15 protein-coding genes are annotated in these 16,241 nt (G+C 76.4%); 3 read left to right on the forward strand and 12 right to left on the reverse strand.

Going from position 1 to position 16,241, the window contains the following annotated elements; translation table 11 throughout:
- Nucleotides 1-5 precede the first annotated feature (5 nt).
- Nucleotides 6-1,076, reverse strand: coding sequence for an alpha-ketoacid dehydrogenase subunit beta (locus NP075_RS17800; RefSeq protein WP_284439902.1), 1,071 nt, complete (start codon nt 1,074-1,076; stop codon nt 6-8).
- Nucleotides 1,073-2,236 (reverse strand): pyruvate dehydrogenase (acetyl-transferring) E1 component subunit alpha, encoded by a 1,164-nt coding sequence (pdhA, locus tag NP075_RS17805; protein WP_227563433.1) that lies wholly within the window; start codon nt 2,234-2,236, stop codon nt 1,073-1,075. The genes NP075_RS17800 and pdhA overlap by 4 nt, the downstream gene beginning before the upstream one ends.
- Before the next feature lie 189 nt (nt 2,237-2,425).
- Between pdhA and NP075_RS17810 the strand changes: the two genes are divergently transcribed.
- Both NP075_RS17810 and NP075_RS17815 read left to right on the forward strand, forming a co-directional pair.
- On the forward strand, nt 2,426-2,899 hold the full coding sequence (locus tag NP075_RS17810) for a DUF2243 domain-containing protein (protein ID WP_227563434.1): 474 nt from the start codon (nt 2,426-2,428) through the stop codon (nt 2,897-2,899).
- Between the two features lie 2 nt (nt 2,900-2,901).
- Nucleotides 2,902-3,798, forward strand: a complete 897-nt coding sequence (locus NP075_RS17815) for a cytochrome c oxidase assembly protein (protein ID WP_256791294.1) — start codon at nt 2,902-2,904, stop codon at nt 3,796-3,798.
- 50 nt (nt 3,799-3,848) lie between these two features.
- Here NP075_RS17815 and hisC read toward each other — a convergent pair whose 3' ends face one another.
- Nucleotides 3,849-4,916, reverse strand: a complete 1,068-nt coding sequence (hisC, locus tag NP075_RS17820) for a histidinol-phosphate transaminase (RefSeq protein ID WP_227563436.1) — start codon at nt 4,914-4,916, stop codon at nt 3,849-3,851.
- 379 nt (nt 4,917-5,295) lie between these two features.
- Here hisC and NP075_RS17825 point away from each other — a divergent pair, with 379 nt between their 5' ends.
- Nucleotides 5,296-5,679 carry a phage holin family protein gene (locus NP075_RS17825; protein WP_227563437.1) on the forward strand — a complete coding sequence of 128 codons (384 nt, stop codon included), beginning with the start codon at nt 5,296-5,298 and terminating at the stop codon, nt 5,677-5,679.
- On the opposite strand, the gene NP075_RS17830 is transcribed toward NP075_RS17825, so the two are convergent.
- The 9 genes from NP075_RS17830 to NP075_RS17870 all read right to left on the reverse strand — a co-directional run bounded on the left by NP075_RS17830 (nt 5,633) and on the right by NP075_RS17870 (nt 16,096).
- On the reverse strand, nt 5,633-7,234 hold the full coding sequence (locus tag NP075_RS17830) for a hypothetical protein (protein ID WP_227563438.1): 1,602 nt from the start codon (nt 7,232-7,234) through the stop codon (nt 5,633-5,635). The genes NP075_RS17825 and NP075_RS17830 overlap by 47 nt on opposite strands.
- Nucleotides 7,231-7,503 carry a hypothetical protein gene (locus NP075_RS17835; protein ID WP_227563439.1) on the reverse strand — a complete coding sequence of 91 codons (273 nt, stop codon included), beginning with the start codon at nt 7,501-7,503 and terminating at the stop codon, nt 7,231-7,233. The genes NP075_RS17830 and NP075_RS17835 overlap by 4 nt, the downstream gene beginning before the upstream one ends.
- A 119-nt stretch (nt 7,504-7,622) precedes the next feature.
- Nucleotides 7,623-8,249 carry a hypothetical protein gene (locus NP075_RS17840; protein WP_227563440.1) on the reverse strand — a complete coding sequence of 209 codons (627 nt, stop codon included), beginning with the start codon at nt 8,247-8,249 and terminating at the stop codon, nt 7,623-7,625.
- The gene (locus tag NP075_RS17845) at nt 8,246-9,619 is read right to left on the reverse strand and encodes a DUF58 domain-containing protein (RefSeq protein WP_227563441.1); all 1,374 of its coding nucleotides are present in this window, start codon (nt 9,617-9,619) and stop codon (nt 8,246-8,248) included. The genes NP075_RS17840 and NP075_RS17845 overlap by 4 nt, the downstream gene beginning before the upstream one ends.
- Nucleotides 9,616-10,596 carry an AAA family ATPase gene (locus tag NP075_RS17850; RefSeq protein ID WP_227563442.1) on the reverse strand — a complete coding sequence of 327 codons (981 nt, stop codon included), beginning with the start codon at nt 10,594-10,596 and terminating at the stop codon, nt 9,616-9,618. Before NP075_RS17850 ends, NP075_RS17845 begins: the two co-directional genes overlap by 4 nt.
- The gene (locus NP075_RS17855) at nt 10,593-11,138 is read right to left on the reverse strand and encodes a hypothetical protein (RefSeq protein WP_227563443.1); all 546 of its coding nucleotides are present in this window, start codon (nt 11,136-11,138) and stop codon (nt 10,593-10,595) included. Before NP075_RS17855 ends, NP075_RS17850 begins: the two co-directional genes overlap by 4 nt.
- The gene (locus tag NP075_RS17860) at nt 11,135-11,884 is read right to left on the reverse strand and encodes a DUF4129 domain-containing protein (protein WP_227563444.1); all 750 of its coding nucleotides are present in this window, start codon (nt 11,882-11,884) and stop codon (nt 11,135-11,137) included. Before NP075_RS17860 ends, NP075_RS17855 begins: the two co-directional genes overlap by 4 nt.
- Before the next feature lie 106 nt (nt 11,885-11,990).
- Complete coding sequence (locus NP075_RS17865) at nt 11,991-14,777, reverse strand: DUF2804 family protein (protein WP_227563514.1); 2,787 nt, start codon at nt 14,775-14,777, stop codon at nt 11,991-11,993.
- The gene (locus tag NP075_RS17870) at nt 14,777-16,096 is read right to left on the reverse strand and encodes an MFS transporter (protein ID WP_227563445.1); all 1,320 of its coding nucleotides are present in this window, start codon (nt 16,094-16,096) and stop codon (nt 14,777-14,779) included. Before NP075_RS17870 ends, NP075_RS17865 begins: the two co-directional genes overlap by 1 nt.
- Nucleotides 16,097-16,241: the final 145 nt, after the last annotated feature.

The raw sequence follows: 16,241 nt of genomic DNA on the forward strand, positions 1-16,241 counted from the left end.
GGGGGTCAGAACGCGAGGGTGCGGTCGACGGCGTCGAGCAGCCGGTCGAGCCCGGGCAGGTAGTCGTGCTCGATCTTGGCGACCGGGTACGGGGTGTGGAACCCCCCGACGCGCAGCACGGGTGCCTGCAGGTGGTAGAAGCACTCCTCGGTGATCCGGGCCGCGACCTCGCCTCCCGTCCCGTAGAGGACGGGCGCCTCGTGGACGACGACGCAGCGGCCGGTGCGCCGCACCGACGCGGCGACGGTCGCGGTGTCGAGCGGGGAGATCGTGCGCAGGTCGACGACCTCGATGCTCGTGCCGTCAGCCGCGGCCGCCTCGGCGGCCTTCAGCGCGGTCGCGACCGTCGGCCCGTACGCGACGACGGTCACGTCCGTGCCCGGACGCACGACGCGCGCGTGGTCGAGGTCCGTCGGGCTGCCGTGCGGTGCGGGCAGGGGTGCGTCGAGGTCGACGTCGCCCTTCTCCCAGTACCGGCCCTTCGGCTCGAGGAAGATGACGGGGTCGGGCGAGGCGATCGCCTGCTGGATCATCGTGAAGGCGTCGGACGCGGTCGACGGGGACACGACGCGCAGGCCCGGGGTGTGCGCGAACAGCGCCTCGGGCGACTCGCTGTGGTGCTCGATGGCCCCGATGCCGCCGCCGTAGGGGATGCGGATGACGACGGGCAGCCGCAGCCGCCCCTGCGAGCGGTAGTGCATGCGCGACAGCTGGGTCGTGATCTGGTCGAACGCGGGGAACACGAACCCGTCGAACTGGATCTCGCACACCGGCCGGTACCCGCGCAGCGCGAGGCCGATCGCGGTGCCGACGATGCCCGACTCCGCGAGCGGCGTGTCCACGACGCGGTCGTCGCCGAACTCCGCGAAGAGCCCGTCGGTGACCCGGAAGACGCCGCCGAGCCGCCCGATGTCCTCGCCCATGAGCAGCGTGCGCGGGTCGTTCGCCAGCGCCCGGCGCAGGCCGAGGTTGAGGGCCTTGGCCATGGGGAGCCGCTGCGTGCCCGTCGGGAACGGGGGCGGGGCGGGTGCCGGCGGCAGGTCGGTGAGGCGTGCGCGCTCGCTGGTGACGCTCATCGGTGGCCTCCTGCCGTCCGGCGGCCGTCGTGGTCGACGAAGGACTGCTCGTACTGCGTGAACCAGGCGCGCTCGGCGTCGACGACGGCGTTCGGCGTGGCGTAGACGTGGTCGAACATCGTGTGCGGCGACGGGTGGCCCATCGCGCGGACGGTCGTGCGGATGTGCTCGCCGAACGCGTCGGACTCCGCGGCCAGCTGCGCCTGGAAGACCTCGGGCAGCTCGCCCGTGCGCTCGAGGTGCACGCGCAGCCGCTCGATCGGGTCGCGGCGGCGCCAGTACTCCTCCTGCTCCGACGTGCGGTAGCGGGTGGGGTCGTCCGACGTCGTGTGCGCGCCCATGCGGTACGTGTACGCCTCGATGAACGTGGGGCCGCCGCCGCTGCGGGCCCGCTCGAGCGCCTGGCGCGTGACGGCGTACGACGCGACGACGTCGTTGCCGTCGACCCGCACGGACGGGATGCCGAAACCGGGTGCGCGGGCCGCGAGGGGGACGCGCGCCTGGCGCGTCGTCGGCTCGGAGATCGCGAACTGGTTGTTCTGGCAGAACAGCACGACCGGTGCCTGGTTGACGGACGCGAACACGAGCGCCTCGCTGACGTCGCCCTGCGCGGTCGCGCCGTCACCGAAGTACGCGACGACCGCGGTGTCGCGCGCCGGGTCGCCCGTGCCGACGAGGCCGTCGCGCTGCACGCCCATCGCGTAGCCGGTCGCGTGCAGCGTGTGCGAGCCGATGACGAGGGTGAACAGGTGGAAGCCGTGGTCGGCCGGGTCCCAGCCGCCGTGGTCGACGCCGCGGAACAGCCGCAGCAGGTCCGTCATCTCCAGTCCGCGGACGTGCGCGACGCCGTGCTCGCGGTACGAGGGGAACACGTGGTCCTGGGGGCGCAGCGCGTGGCCGGAGCCGACCGCCGCGGCCTCCTGCCCGAGCGACTGCGCCCAGAGCCCGAGCTCGCCCTGGCGCTGCAGGGACGTCGCCTCGTTGTCGAAGCGGCGGGTGAGGACCATGTCGCGGTACATCGCGCGCAGCCGGTCACCGTCCAGGTCGGCGGCCCACCGGTCGTACTCGGGGTGACCGACGCGCTCACCCGTGGGGGTGAGCAGCTGGACGAGACCGTCGTCGGTCAGGGGGCCGTCGGCCGCGGGAACGGTCGTGCTCACGCGGTGCTCCTTCGCTGGGGAATCGAACCTACGTCAGCGTAGGCTACGGATCCGTAGGTTACGAGGGCCCGGTCCGGACAACGCTCGCGCGGCCCCGCTTGTGGGATCCCCACAAGCGGGGCCGCGTGCGGTGGCACGACGCCGCCCGGTGCGCGACGCTCGATGGTCCCACCCCCCGCCGGAGGCGTCGTGACCGCAGACCTCGCGCCCACGTCCGCCCGCCGCCGGTCCGCCGGTGCCGCCGCGCTCGTCGGCGCCGGGGTCATGGCCGCGGTCGACGAGATCGTCTTCCACCAGGTCCTGGCCTGGCACCACTTCTACGACCGCGGGACGCCCGACGTCGCCCTGCTGTCCGACGGGCTGCTGCACGCGGCCGAGCTCGTCGCGCTCGTCGCCGGCTTCTTCCTGCTGGCCGACCTGCGCCGTCGCGGCGCCCTCGTCGTGCCCGCCGCGTGGTCCGGGTTCTTCCTCGGCGCCGGGGGCTTCCAGCTCGTCGACGCGCTCGTCGACCACAAGCTGCTGCGGGTCCACCAGATCCGGTACGGCGTCGACCTGCTGCCGTACGACCTGGCGTGGACCGCCAGTGCGGTCCTGCTGCTCGGGATCGGTGCGGTGCTGTGGCGGCGGGCGCGGCGGGCGGTGCCCGCGCGCGCGGCGGCGTGACCGTGGCCGTCCCGTCCGGGGTCGTCTCGTCCGTGGTCGCGTCGCCGGTGCTCGCCCACGGCGGCGACCACGTCGCGCCCGCGCAGGCCTGGGGTGCGCAGACGATCGTGCCGGTCGTCCTGGCCGTGGCGCTCGTCGCCGCGTACGTGGCCGCGACCGCGCGGTACGGCCGGCGGATGCCGCGCCCGTGGCGGGCGGGCCGCACGCTCGCGTGGACGACGGGGTGCGCGCTGGTCGCCGTCGCCCTCTCCCCGGCCCTCGCCGTCGTGCCCGGCGACGCGACCCGGCACATGGTCCAGCACCTGCTGCTCGGCATGCTCGCACCGCTCGCGCTGGTCCTGGCGGCGCCCGTGACGCTCCTGCTGGGCGCCGGGTCGCCGGGCGTGCGGCGGGTCGTCGGGCGCGTGCTGCGCGCGCGTCCCGTGCACGTCCTGAGCCACCCGGTGACGGCGGCCGCCCTGCACGTCGGCGGCCTCGCCGTCCTCTACCTGACGCCGCTGTACGCGCTGACCACGCGGTCGGCGCCCGCGCACGTGCTCGTCCACGCGCACTTCCTGCTCGCCGGGTACCTGTTCGCGTGGGCCCTCGCCGGGCCGGACCCGGCCCCGCGGCGGCCCGGGACGGCGACCCGGCTCGTGGTGCTCGTGGCGGCGGGCGGCGCGCACGCCGCGCTGGCCAAGCTGCTGTACGCGCACGCCGACCGGCTGCCGCCGGGCGGCGTCCACGCAGCGGCCGACGTCGAGGCCGCGGCGCAGTGGATGTACTACGTCGGGGACGTCGCCGAGGTGCTGCTGGCGGTGGCCGTGCTCGCGGCCTGGTACCGCGCCCACGACACCCGCGACGTGGCGGGCGCGCGTCTCACCGCCGCGCCACCCACCGCCGCGCCGGTCGCCACCTGACGGCGACGACGACGCGACGCGCGCCCGCTCCCCGCGGCGCGGGGGGTGCCTCAGCGCGGGCCGTGCGCCTCGGCGACCGCGAGGAAGATGTCGGTGGCCTCGCGCTCGCCGACGCTGACCCGCACCCCGTCCCCGGCGAACGGGCGCACCAGCACCCCCGCGTGCGCGCAGCGCTCGGCGAACCCGGCGGCGCGGTGCCCGAGCGGGAGCCACACGAAGTTCGCCTGGCTGTCGGGGACGTCCCAGCCCTGGGCGCGCAGGCCCGCGAGCATGCGGGTGCGCTCGGTGACGATCGCGTCGACACGGGTCAGCAGCTCGCTCTCGGCGCGCAGCGACGCGAGCGCCGCGAGCTGCGCGACGTGCGAGACGCCGAACGGCGTGGACGCCGCGCGGATGCCCGCAGCGAGCCGCGGACGGGCCACCGCGTACCCGACGCGCAGCCCGGCCAGCCCGTACGCCTTGGAGAACGTGCGCAGCAGCACCACGTTGGGGTGCTCGGCGAACAGCGCGAGGGCGTCGGGCGCCTGCGGGTCGCGGACGAACTCCACGTACGCCTCGTCGAGGACGACGACCACGTCGCGCGGCACCGCGGCGAGGAAGTCGCGCAGCTCGTCGTCGCGCACCGCGGGACCGGTCGGGTTGTTGGGCGTGCAGACCAGCACGACGCGCGTGCGCTCGGTGACGGCGGCGGCCATGCCGGGCAGGTCGAGCCGCCCGTCGGGGCCCACCGGGACGCGCACCTGCCGGGCGTGCGCGAGCGCCACCGCGATCGGGTACGCCTCGAACGACCGCCACGGCATGACCACCTCGTCGCCGGCCTCGCAGACCGCCGCCAGGACGTGACCCAGCACCGCGACCGACCCCGTCCCGGCGACCACCGACTCCGGCGCCACGCCGAGCCTCCCCGCGACGGCCGTCGTCAGCTCGGTCGCGTGCATGTCCGGGTAGCGGTTGACGTCCGCGGCGCCGTCGACGATGGCCGCGACGACGGACGGCAGGGGCGGGTACGGGTTCTCGTTCGACGACAGCTTGTAGGCGGCGGCGCCGACGGCGGCACGTGCGCCCGGCACGTACGGCGGCAGCTCGGCGAACACACGGCGCAGGGGGACGCGACTCACGCGGCCAGCATGCCACCGCCCACCCCACCCCCACCCGCGAGAGCGCAATCCAGTCCCCACCCCACCCGCGAGAGCGCAATCCAGTCACCCGCCCCAGGACGCAGACGTGACTGGATTGCACTCTCACGCCAGAAGGGGGGGTGTGGGGGTGGCAGTCCAGGGCCCTCAACCCGCCCGCGAGAGCGCAATCCAGTCACCCGCCCCAGGACGCAGACGTGACTGGATTGCACTCTCACGCCAGAAGGGGGGGTGTGGGGGTGGCAGTCCAGGGCCCGGGCCCGCACGTGAGAGAGCGATCCAGTACCCGTCGCTGGGGCCGCTGCGCGGCGCGCCGGGCGTCCGGCCTGTGCAAACGGCCAGGAAGGGGCACTATCGGACCATGGGATTCGTCGTCCGCGTGCTCATCAACGGGGTCGCCATCTGGCTGGCCACCCTGATCCTGCCCGGCCTGGTGGTCGTCGGCGGCGAGACCACGACGCAGACCGTCGGGATCATCCTGGCGGTCGCGCTCGTCTTCGGCCTGGTCAACGCGATCGTCAAGCCGGTCGTGGCCCTGCTCTCGCTGCCGCTCTACATCCTCACGCTCGGTCTGTTCACGCTCGTGGTGAACGCCCTGATGCTGCTGCTCACGGAGTGGATCACGGAGCGCACGACCTGGGGGCTGCGGATCGACGACTTCGGCACGGCGATCATCGGTGCGCTGATCATCTCGGTCGTCAGCTTCGTGCTGTCGTCGATGACGTCGTCGTCGCGGGACCGGTAACTCCCACCGCGGGGCCACCCAGGACCTCCGGCGTCGGCAGAACCCGCGGGGCCGGCGGCCACCCGGGCGCGCCGCCCGGCGAGCCGGCGGGCCACGACGTCGGTCGCGCCGGGTCCTCCGGACGGGCGACCGTGACGGTGACCTGCGTGGTCGTCGCGACGGTGGGCGCGGGGCCAAGGACGTCAGCGAGCGCGCGGCGCACCGGGTCGTCGGCCGCCAGGTCGGGGAGCGCCGCGTCGACCATCGCGCCGGTCCGGACGTAGCCCGCGACGGTGTGCGCGGTGCTGAACGACGGGCGGGCGGGGCCGCCCGTCGTCGCCAGGTCCCGGACCACCGACAGCGCAGCCGCTCCCCCGCGCTCGCCGACCCTGCCGTCGAGGACGGTCACCGCGTCCTGCCGGTGCCGCAGGGTGACGGTCGCGACACCCGGCGGGACCGTCGCCGGGACGTCCGGGGACCCCGCGGTCACGACGAGCCGCACGGCGTACGCGCCCGCCGTCGCCGCCGCGACCTGCGTCGCGACCATGCCGCCCTGGCTGTGCCCGACGAGCGCGACGGGCTCGTCCGCGCCGATCCCGGCGGCGGCCATCGCCTCGACGACCGCCCGGCTCATGACGTCGGGCACGCCGCCCTCGAGCGCGAGGTTGGTGCCGTTGTCGGTCGGCACGTCGCCCGTCAGGCCGGCTGCACGGGTGCCGGGCACGGCGACGACCCACGAGCGGGTGCCGTCGGTGTGGTCGAGGGCCTGCACGGTGATCGTCGCCACCGGCGTGCCGGGCTCCCCGGTCGCCGTGCCGTCGTCGTAGGTGCGCGCGACGAGGTCGACGAGGTCACCGATCCCGCGGGGCGCCGGCAGGTCCGGCGGGTCGGTGCGCGGCACGAGCCGCACGTCGCGCGCCGGCAGCAGACCCGCGACGTGGGCGGAGAACCGTCGCACCGGGTCGAGCTGCGGGGCGTACGCGCCGGTCATCGACCCGAGCGCCGCGGCGAGCAGCTGCAGGACGAGGGCACCGCGTCCGTCGTCGACGACCCGCTGCGGCACGGAGGCGATCCGCTCCGCGTCCTCCCTCAGGCCCCCGATCGACGGCCAGCCCGACGGACCGCCCACGAGCCGGCCCGCCTCCTCGATCAGCAGGTCCCCGACGGCGACGCCCACCGCAGCGCCGGTCAGCAGGGCCGGCCCCACCGGCCCCGCCCCGACCACGAGTCCGAGCATCCCGACGACCCGCGCCCACCGGGCCTGGGCGTCCGTCTCCGCGAGGTCGTAGACGGCGGCGGCGTCGCGGGTCCGCGTCGCGAGGTCGTGCAGGTCACGGGCGAGGGCGGCCGGCCCGGCCGACGCCACCCGCAGCGCGTCCACGGCGTCCTGCAGCGCGCGGGCCTCGGGCGAGCCGGCCGCGAGGCCAGCAGCCCATGCCGCGACGCCGAGCCGCCCGTCGGCCCGGTCGAGCCCGTCCGCGGCGTCGCGCAGCCGGTGCGCCACCAGGGCGAGCTCGCTCGCGTCCACCAGCACGCGGCGGCCACCGTCCAGGGTGAGCGACCGCCCGTCCCTCACGGCCACGTCCCGCCGCCCGCGGGCACGAGGGCACGGCCCGGGACGCACCGCTGCTCGGCGCGGCGCGCCTGCAGAACCAGCCGGTCCGCCGCGTCGAGGGCGTCCAGGCAGCGCCGCAGGTCGGTCAGCAGGTCCTGGCGCCGCGCCTCCGCCGCGTCGGCGGCGACGCCCGTCCACGTGACGGTGCCCGCGCGCACGACCGCGACCTGCGCGGCCCACACCGCCGCGCGCACGTCCGCCAGCGCGGGCCCGATGACCGTCGTCGACATGTGCTCGACGCTAGGAGCGCGGCGCAGGTCGCGGGCCGCCCGCGGCCCGACCTGGGGACGCACCCGCCGCCGGCGGCCCCTGGGGTCGGCTCACCGGCCCGCGGGCGTCCCCCGCGGGCTCAGGGCGCCGCGCGCCACCACGGCCGCGCGGGCGGCGCGATCGCGAGCGTCGCCAGGCCGAGCACGACGACGAGCCCCACGACGTGCCACCCCGTCCCGGCGTCGGCAGCGGAGGCCAGGCCGGCCACCAGGGCGAGCACCTGCGCGCCGGCCTGCGCGGCGAGCGCCGCGGGGAGGTCGTCGCGCAGCACCGCCACCTCGACGTCCGTCCGCCACCCCGTGCGCGCCGCGACGGGGGCCAGCCGCAGCACGACGTGCACCAGCAGCACCAGCGCGGCGAGCACGAGCGGCGGCGCCGGGTCCGCGACGAGCAGCCGGACGCCCACGACCAGCAGCAGCAGCGCCGTCAGCGGGAGGCGCGGCGCGACGGCGGGCGCGGCACCGACCAGCACCATCAGCCCGAGCAGCGACACGGGCACCACCCGCCCGGGGGCCGTCGCGGCCACGACCACCGCCGCCACGCCGGCCACCGCGAGCGCCGCCCGCACGGTCACGGCGGGGACGGTGCGCCCGGTGCGCACGTCCACCTCGGCGGGCTCGCCACGGCGCCGCGGCGCGCGTCCCAGCGGCCCGAGCAGGTCCTGCACCCGGGCCCCGAACCCCTCGGAGCCGAACCGCGCGCTCATCGCGGCACCCCCGCGCCGGGCCGGCGCTGCGCCCGGCGTGCGAGCACCCGCAGGGCGACGGCCGGCTGGCCGCGCCACGTCACGACCTCGACGTCCTGGTCGGCCAGCTCGGCCATGCGGTCCTCGCGGGTCAGGGTCATCAGGCGCACCGCGAGACGCTCGCGGTCGTACAGGCCGGACGTGCGCAGCGCGGGCAGCACGTCGACCGCGACCACCCGGTGGCCGGCGTTCCGCCACCGTGCGGCGACCCGGGCGGACTCGTCGTCGAGGAACGTCGAGAACATCACGACGAGCGCTCCCGACGGCACGCGCGGCGGGCGCAGCCGCGCCGCGGGCTCACCCTCGGGGGCCGTGAGGGCCAGGGCGTGGCGGATCCGGTCGAGCTGCCGCCGGCCGCCGCCGGGCGGCACGGGCCGGCGGCGCACCCCCAGGTCGTCGAGACCGACGCGGTCGCCGCCGTCGAGGTAGGCGCGCGCGAGCGACGCGGCCGCCTGCCGCGCGCGGTCCAGCGATGTGGCGTCCTGGGGGCGGGGCGCGAGCGCCCCGCGCCAGGTGCGCGGGTCGGGGCCGACGTCGTCGCGCGAGTCGACGACCAGGACGACGACGGCCTCCGCCTGCGCGTGCTCGCGCCGCACGTACAGCTCGCGCAGGTCGGGAGAGCGCCGGGCCGTGACGCGCCAGTCGATGCGCCGCAGCCGGTCCCCCGGCGCCCACGGGTGCACGTCGCGCAGGCCGCCGCCCTCCCCGGGCCGGCGCGACTCGTGCGGGCCCGTCAGGCCGCGCAGCCGAACAGGCAGGGGCAGGTCGAGCAGGGGTGTCGTCGACGGCAGGACGGTCGTGCGCCGCGTGACCGACGGCGTCGGCTCGGCCACCGACGCGCCGTCCGGCCCGACGCCCTGCACGTCGGCCGTCGCGACCTCCTGCGGCCCCGTGCGCACGGTCCGCGCGACGACGGGCAGCGACCGCTCGTGCCGGACGCGCACGAGCACGTCGGCGCCCGGCCGGTCCTGCCGTCGCACGACGACGCGCGCCCACGACCCCGGTCCCTCCAGGCCCAGCCGCGCGCGCACGCCCCCGGGCGCGCCCGTCCCGTCGGGATCGTCCCCGGTCACGTCCGGCTCGAACCAGGCCCGCAGCGCGCCGGCGGGACGACGGGCGAGCGCCCGCACCGCGAGCACGAGCGGGGCCGCGCCGAGCACGGCGACGTCCGGGCGCGCGGCCAGCACGCCGGCCACCAGCAGCACCAGGCACGCGGCCGACGCGCACGTCACCGAGAGCGCGGGCGTCCACCGCCCGGCGGGGGCGGCCTCCACGACGGCGTCGTCCACCCACGTGGGGGGACGCGCCGGCGGCGCCTCGGGCAGGCTCACGCGCGGCGTGCCGTCGTCGGCCCGGCCACCTGCGTGAGCACCTCCCGCACGACGGCCTCCGGCGCGAGACCCGCGGCCCACGCCTGCGGCGTCAGCGACAGCCGGTGCGCGAGCGCGGGCACGGCGACGGCCTTGACGTCCTCGGGCGTCACGTAGTCCCGCCCGTCCAGCACGGCCAGCGCGCGGGCCACCAGGACGAGCGCCTGCGACCCGCGCGGCGAGGCGCCGACCTCGACGGCGCGGTGCGTGCGGGTCGCCGCCGCCAGGTCCACGCAGTAGGCCAGCACGTCCGCGTCGACGTCCACGCCCTCGACGCCGGCCTGCATGGCCAGCAGCGTCTGCGCGTCCACGACCTGGCGCACCGACGCGCCCTCCTGGCGGCGCGCGAGGCGGCGCCCGAGCACGTCGACCTCGGCGTCCCGGTCCGGGTAGCCGACCGCCAGGCGCACCATGAACCGGTCGAGCTGCGCCTCGGGCAGCGGGTACGTGCCCTCGTACTCGACCGGGTTGGACGTCGCGACGACGTGGAAGGGCGCGGGCAGCGCGTGCGTCGTGCCGTCGACGCTGACCTGGCGCTCCGCCATCGCCTCGAGCAGCGCGGACTGCGTCTTGGGGGCGGTGCGGTTGATCTCGTCGGCCAGCAGCAGGCCCGTGAAGACCGGCCCGGGACGGAACGTGAACTCGGAGGTCACCGGGTCGAAGACGCTCGAGCCCGTGACGTCGGACGGCAGCAGGTCCGGGGTGCACTGGATGCGCCGGAAGTCCAGCCCCAGGGCGGTCGCGAGGCTGCGGGCGGCGAGGGTCTTGCCCAGCCCCGGGACGTCCTCGAACAGCACGTGCCCGCCGGCCAGCACGGCCGCGAGCGCGACGCGCAAGGGCTCGGCCATGCCGACGACGGCGGTGGCGACCTCGTCGAGGACGGCACGGCCACGTGCCGCGGCGTCCGCCACGGCGAGGGGCGCGGGGGTCTGGGTCATCGCTGGTTCGTCCTCAGGTTCGCCGGGTCGGGGTCGGGGTCGGTGCGGTCACGGGTGGCGCCGAGGCGCTCCAGGACGCCGAGGGCGTGGCTCAGGTCCCCGACGGTCGGCAGCGGGTGACCGCGGCGGGTGAGCGTGCCGTACGCGCGGGCGCCGACGAGCCGGGCGACGGCGTCCGCCTGGTCCGGGTCGCCCAGGTCGAGGCCGTGCCGGGCGATGCGGCGCGCGGCCGCGTCCCGCAGGCGCCGCAGCGCCCGCTCACCGGCCCGTCCGTCGCGGCCCACCATGGTCCACGCGAGGTCGTGCACGTCCCCGCGCGCCCCCTCGTGCCGGGTGGCCACGGCGCGTGCCGGGCGCGGCTCGGCACGGCCGTCGACCCGCAGCACGACGGCGGCGAGCGTCACGACGGCCAGCGCGAGGACGACGGCGGACGCGACGGTCATGCCCAGCGCGAGCGTGACGCCCGCGACGAGGCCACCGGCGGCGAGCGGCCGCCACATCAGGTCCCAGCCCCGGGCGAGGGCCTCGCGCACGCCGCTCACGGTGCGGGCTCCTGCGTCGCGGGCCCGTCCTGCTCGTCGCGCGGCACGAGGCCGCGCGCCACGACGGCCAGCAGGTCCCGCGCGCGGCGCACGTCGTCGACGGTGACGGGGTGCGCACCGAAGCGCGCCTCCAGGTACAGGCCGAGCAGCTCGCGGGTCGCCGCGGGGTCCGCGCGGGTCGCGCCGAGCACGTCGACGGCGAACTCGCTCGCGGTCTGCGCGCGGTCCCGCTCGACGCCCGTGCGGGCCGCCGCCGTCTCCACCGCGACCCACGCCCCGATGACGGCGTCACCGGGCGGCACGTCCTCGTCGAGCGCGCGGGTCGCCGCGGCGACGCCCTCGCGCAGCGCGGCGACGGCCGTGACGGACAGCTCGCTGCTCTCGCCGTCGCCGGGCGGCACGTCGTCCTCGTCGTCGGTGCCACGGTCGAACCGCCACCCGCGTGCGGCGTGCCGCAGCAGCAGGAACAGCGCGAGCCCGAGCAGCGCCACGGCCAGCACCTGGACCACGCGGACCACCCAGACGGCCCACCAGGGCGTGGTCGGCGGCTCCTGGTCGGCGGTCTGCTCCGACGGAGGTGTGTCGGACGGCAGGACGGGCAGCTCGGTCAGCTCGGGCATGACGACGGGGACGTCGGGCGTCCCCTGCAGCGACAGCGGGCCGACGAGCGCGGCGGCGAGGACCCCGACGACCACCAGGACCGCGGCCAGTGCGGTCGCCGCGGCTGCGGCCTGGCGGGTCGGCACCGTGGGCTCCAGGGGGTCGGCGGCCGACCGTCGGTGGCGGGCCGACGCTCAGGCTATCTGCCGACGCGGGCGGGGACCCCGTGGCGCGGACCGGGCGCGTCCCTCGCTACCAGCGGTTGTGCACGTCCTCCGCCCACCCGACGACGTCGCGCACCGCGACCCAGGTCCCGCCGGCGTCGCGGACCCGCCCCGACCAGTGGCCGAAGCACTGGTGCGTGCGGGACACGACGACCTTGAGGTCCGTGGCCGACTCCTTGAGGTGGAACGGCGTGAGCGTGAGCTCGACGTCGGTGCCGGTGACGCGCCACGGCGCGAGCCAGTCCTGGGGGTCGTAGTCCCACACGAGCTCCTCGCTGATCTTCGTCAGCCGTCCGTCGACGAGGAACGAGTTCTCGACCGATCCCGTCCCGTCGGTCCACCGCCCACCGACCTGCAGGCCGACGACGCGCCCGTCGGTGCGCCCGGACCCGGCGCCCCAGTTCCACCGCGCGTCGTAGGGCCAGCGGCCGCGGCCGTGGTCGAGCGTCGCCCACGAGTCCCCCGCCGGCACGTCCGACGCGACCCCGTCGACCCACACCGTGCCCGTCGCGGGGCGCGCGACGTCCTTGACGGTGTACTGGAAGAGGGTGTCGGACCACGCCACGACGACGCCCAGGGACTCGTGCCCGTCGGGCCGGTGCGCGACGACGTCGACGCGCACGCGCTCCCCCACCGCGCGCAGGCGGGTCCCGCCGGGGACCTCGTCGATCGCGATCCGCACCGCGCGCGTGGCGGCGCGCACCGGCCCGCGTCCGAGCGTCCCGGGCAACCGCGCCGAGCCGGTCAGCGCGCCGATCGCGTCGTGCGCCACCGCCTCGCCCGTGGTGCGGTCGAGCACCCAGATGCCGTGCAGCGCCGCGTAGTCGAGGGCGGACACCACGAGCGCGACGACGTGCGTCGGCGTGGTGACCGCCCAGTACTCCCAGCGCTTGTTGCGGCCCCGCCCGCGCAGCCCCCGCCCGACCCCGTCGGTGTCGACGAGCGGCGTGCGGGTCCAGCCCACGGCGGCGGGGTTCAGCCGGCCGTCCGGCAGCGTGAGGCTCACGGGAGCGGTGATCTCCCGCTCCGTGACCGCGAGCGGACGCGGTGCGTGCAGGCCCGCGGCGACGTCGTGCCGCTCGCGCAGCCGCCGGTTCGACGCGCGGACGGCCTCGGCGTCGACCTTCACGACGCGCCGGTCGTACGTCAGCAGGCCGTTGGTCTCCTCCTCGACGTCCGCGAGCTGGGTGTAGACGAACGCCGCGAGCCCGTCGTCGACCGCCGGCCCGACCTGCGCGTGCTGCAGCCGCAGGTACGCGCGCTCGAAGGCGTCGCGGTCGCGGAAGCGCCGGTACCCGAACTCCTTGTCGGACCACGTGTGGCCCTCGACGCGGTGCGAGTAGCCGCCGTACTCCGAGAGCACCGCGGCGCGCGGGTCGGCCGCGTCGGCGCGCGACAGCCGGTAGGGACGGAAGTAGACGTGCCGGCTGACCAGGTCCCCCGCGCCCTGGTCGTGCCAGCCGGACGCGTGGTCGACGGGCCGGGTCGGGTCGAGCGCCGCGACGCGCGCCGCGACCGCCGCGGCGTCGAACTGCCCCCACCCCTCGTTGAACGGCACCCACAGCGCGACGGACGGCACGCTGCGCAGCAGCTCGACCGTCGCGTCGGCCTCGGCGAGGAACTCCTCGCGGCCCTCGGCGTCCTGCCGGCCGAACGCGCGGTACCGGGAGTCGTCGAGCCGCAGCGGGGTCAGCACCGGCGCGGTGACGACGGCCGGGTGGTACGTCCGCCCGCCGTTGACCATGTCCTGCCACACGAGCATCCCGAGCCGGTCGCAGTGGTGGTACCAGCGCAGCGGCTCGACCTTGATGTGCTTGCGCAGCATCGTGAAGCCCAGGTCCTTGGCGGTGCGGATGTCGTGGACCATCGCGGCGTCCGACGGCGGCGTGTACAGCCCGTCGGGCCAGTAGCCCTGGTCCAGCAGGCCCGCGTGCAGGTACGGCTCGCCGTTGAGCAGCAGGCGGCTGCGGCCGTGCGCGTCGGGTCCGACGCCGAACGAGCGCATGCCGACGTAGCTGGTCACGCGGTCGTCGCCGAGGCGCACCTCGACGTCGTACAGGTAGGGGTCGTCGGGGCTCCACGGGCGCACGTCGGGGCCGAGGGGCAGGCGCGTCGCGACGCCCGTCGGGACGGTGCGACGCACGACCTCGCGCCCGTCGGCCGCGACCGTGACCTCCGCCTCGCCGGCGCCGCCGCCCGCGACGACCGTCACCTCGACCTCACCCGTCGCGAGGTCGGGCGCCAGGACGAGCCGGTCCACCCACCGCGCCGGCACGGACTCCAGCCAGACGGTCTGCCAGATGCCCGACTGCGGGGTGTACCAGATGCCGCCCGGCTCGAGCTTCTGCTTGCCGCGGCTGCGCCAGGAGGTGTCGGTGACGTCGCGGACGCGCACGACGACCTCGTGCTCGTCGCCGACCAGGGCGTCCGTGACGTCGAGCGTGAACGGCAGGTACCCGCCGCGGTGACCGCCGACGTCGGTGCCGTCGACCCGGACCTGCGCGTCCTGGTCGACGGCGCCGAGGTGCAGCAGGACGCGGTCGCGGACGAACCCCGCGGGCAGCGTGAACGTGCGGCGGTACCAGAGCGCCTCGTCGGGCTGCAGCGTGCGGCCGACGCCGGACAGCGGGGCCTCGGGAGAGAACGGGACGAGGATCGGGCCGTCCCACACCTGCGGGCGCTCCTCGTCGGTGGCGTGCGTGACCGCGTGGTCCCAGCGGCCGTTGAGGTTGAGGTAGGAGTCGCGCACGAGCTGCGGGCGCGGGTGCTCGGGGAGGACCGCGTCGGGGTCCAGGGCCTCGCCCCAGGGCGTCATCACGAGGGCACCTCCACGTCAGGGGTCTCGTCGGGCAGGGGCACGGGCACGGGCACGTCGCGCAGCCGTCGCGCCGGGACGACGACGAACGCCACCACGACCGCCGCCGCGACGAACACCCACGGCGTCGGCACCTGCTTGACGACGCCCAGGTCGACGTACGTCTCGTCGGCGCCCGCGATCACGGCCGCGCCGAGGAACGGGCCGACGACCATCGGGACGAGCACGGCGAACACCATCCGCAGGCCCTGCACCTGGCCCGCACGGTCCGGCGGGGTCAGGTTGCGCACGGTCGCGGAGACGGCCGCGACTCCCAGCATGAACCCCGACATCATGACGATCCCCGCGCCGATGACGGCGAGCATGCCGCGCGCGGGGAACATCAGCAGCAGCCCGACGGCGTACACGCCCGCCACGGGCAGGATCGCGCGGTGCGGCCCGACGCGGTCCAGCACGCGCCCGCCGAGCACGCTGACCACCGCGGCGCCCAGCAGCACCGACGCCAGGACGACCGGGTACCCGTCGATGTCGAGGTAGCGCTGCACGTAGATGATGAGGAACGGCATGAACACCTGCGTGCTGGTGCCGAGCACGGCCCACGCCGCCAGCGCGACGTACAGCCGCGGGTGCGCGCGCGCGGTGCTCGGCCGCAGCCCGTGCACGAGGCTCGCGAGGTAGGTGCCGCCGGGGCGCGGCGTCGGCGCCTCCTTCAGGCCGAACCACGCGACGACGCCGACCACCACCGTGGCCCCGCCGACGACCGCGAAGAAGACCGACCAGCGGCCGTCGCGCGTCAGCGGGTCGAGCGCGCCGAACACCAGCAGCATCGCCAGCAGCGGCAGCGTCGCGAGCACGCCGTCGACCCGGCCCCGGTGGGACGCGTCGGTGGAGTCCGTGACCCACGCGTTGAACGCCGCGTCGTTGGCCGTGGCACCGAACACGCTCATCACGCAGTCGAGCAGCACGATCCCGACGACCGCGACGACGACCGCGTCGAGCGCGGGCGCCAGGGAGGCGGCCGTGTCGACGCCGACCAGGCCGAAGGCCGCCGTCGACGCACCCCACAGCACGTACCCGCCCGCGATGAACGGCCGCCGCCGGCCCACCCGGTCCGACCACGCCCCGGCGAGCAGCGTCGTGACCGTCGCCGCCACGGCGCTGGCCGCGACGATCGTCGCCAGCACCGTCGGGGAGTCCGTGATCGTGTCGTGGACGAACACGTTGAGGTACATGTTCTCGACCGTCCAGGCGAGCTGTCCGGTCAGCCCCAGCAGGACCACCCAGACCCACAGCCGACGGCCCGCGTGGCTCCGTTGCACGAGGGGACTGTAACCAGCGGGGACGTCAGCCCGGACGTCCCGCGCACCCGCCGCGCCGACGGGACACGCGACCGCCACCTCGACCACTGGTCAGTTGGAAGCGCTGATATCAGCCCATCCGGGTCATGGGCTGATATCCTCGCAT

Source organism: Cellulomonas wangsupingiae (assembly GCF_024508275.1).
Taxonomy (GTDB): Bacteria; Actinomycetota; Actinomycetes; order Actinomycetales; family Cellulomonadaceae; genus Cellulomonas; species Cellulomonas wangsupingiae.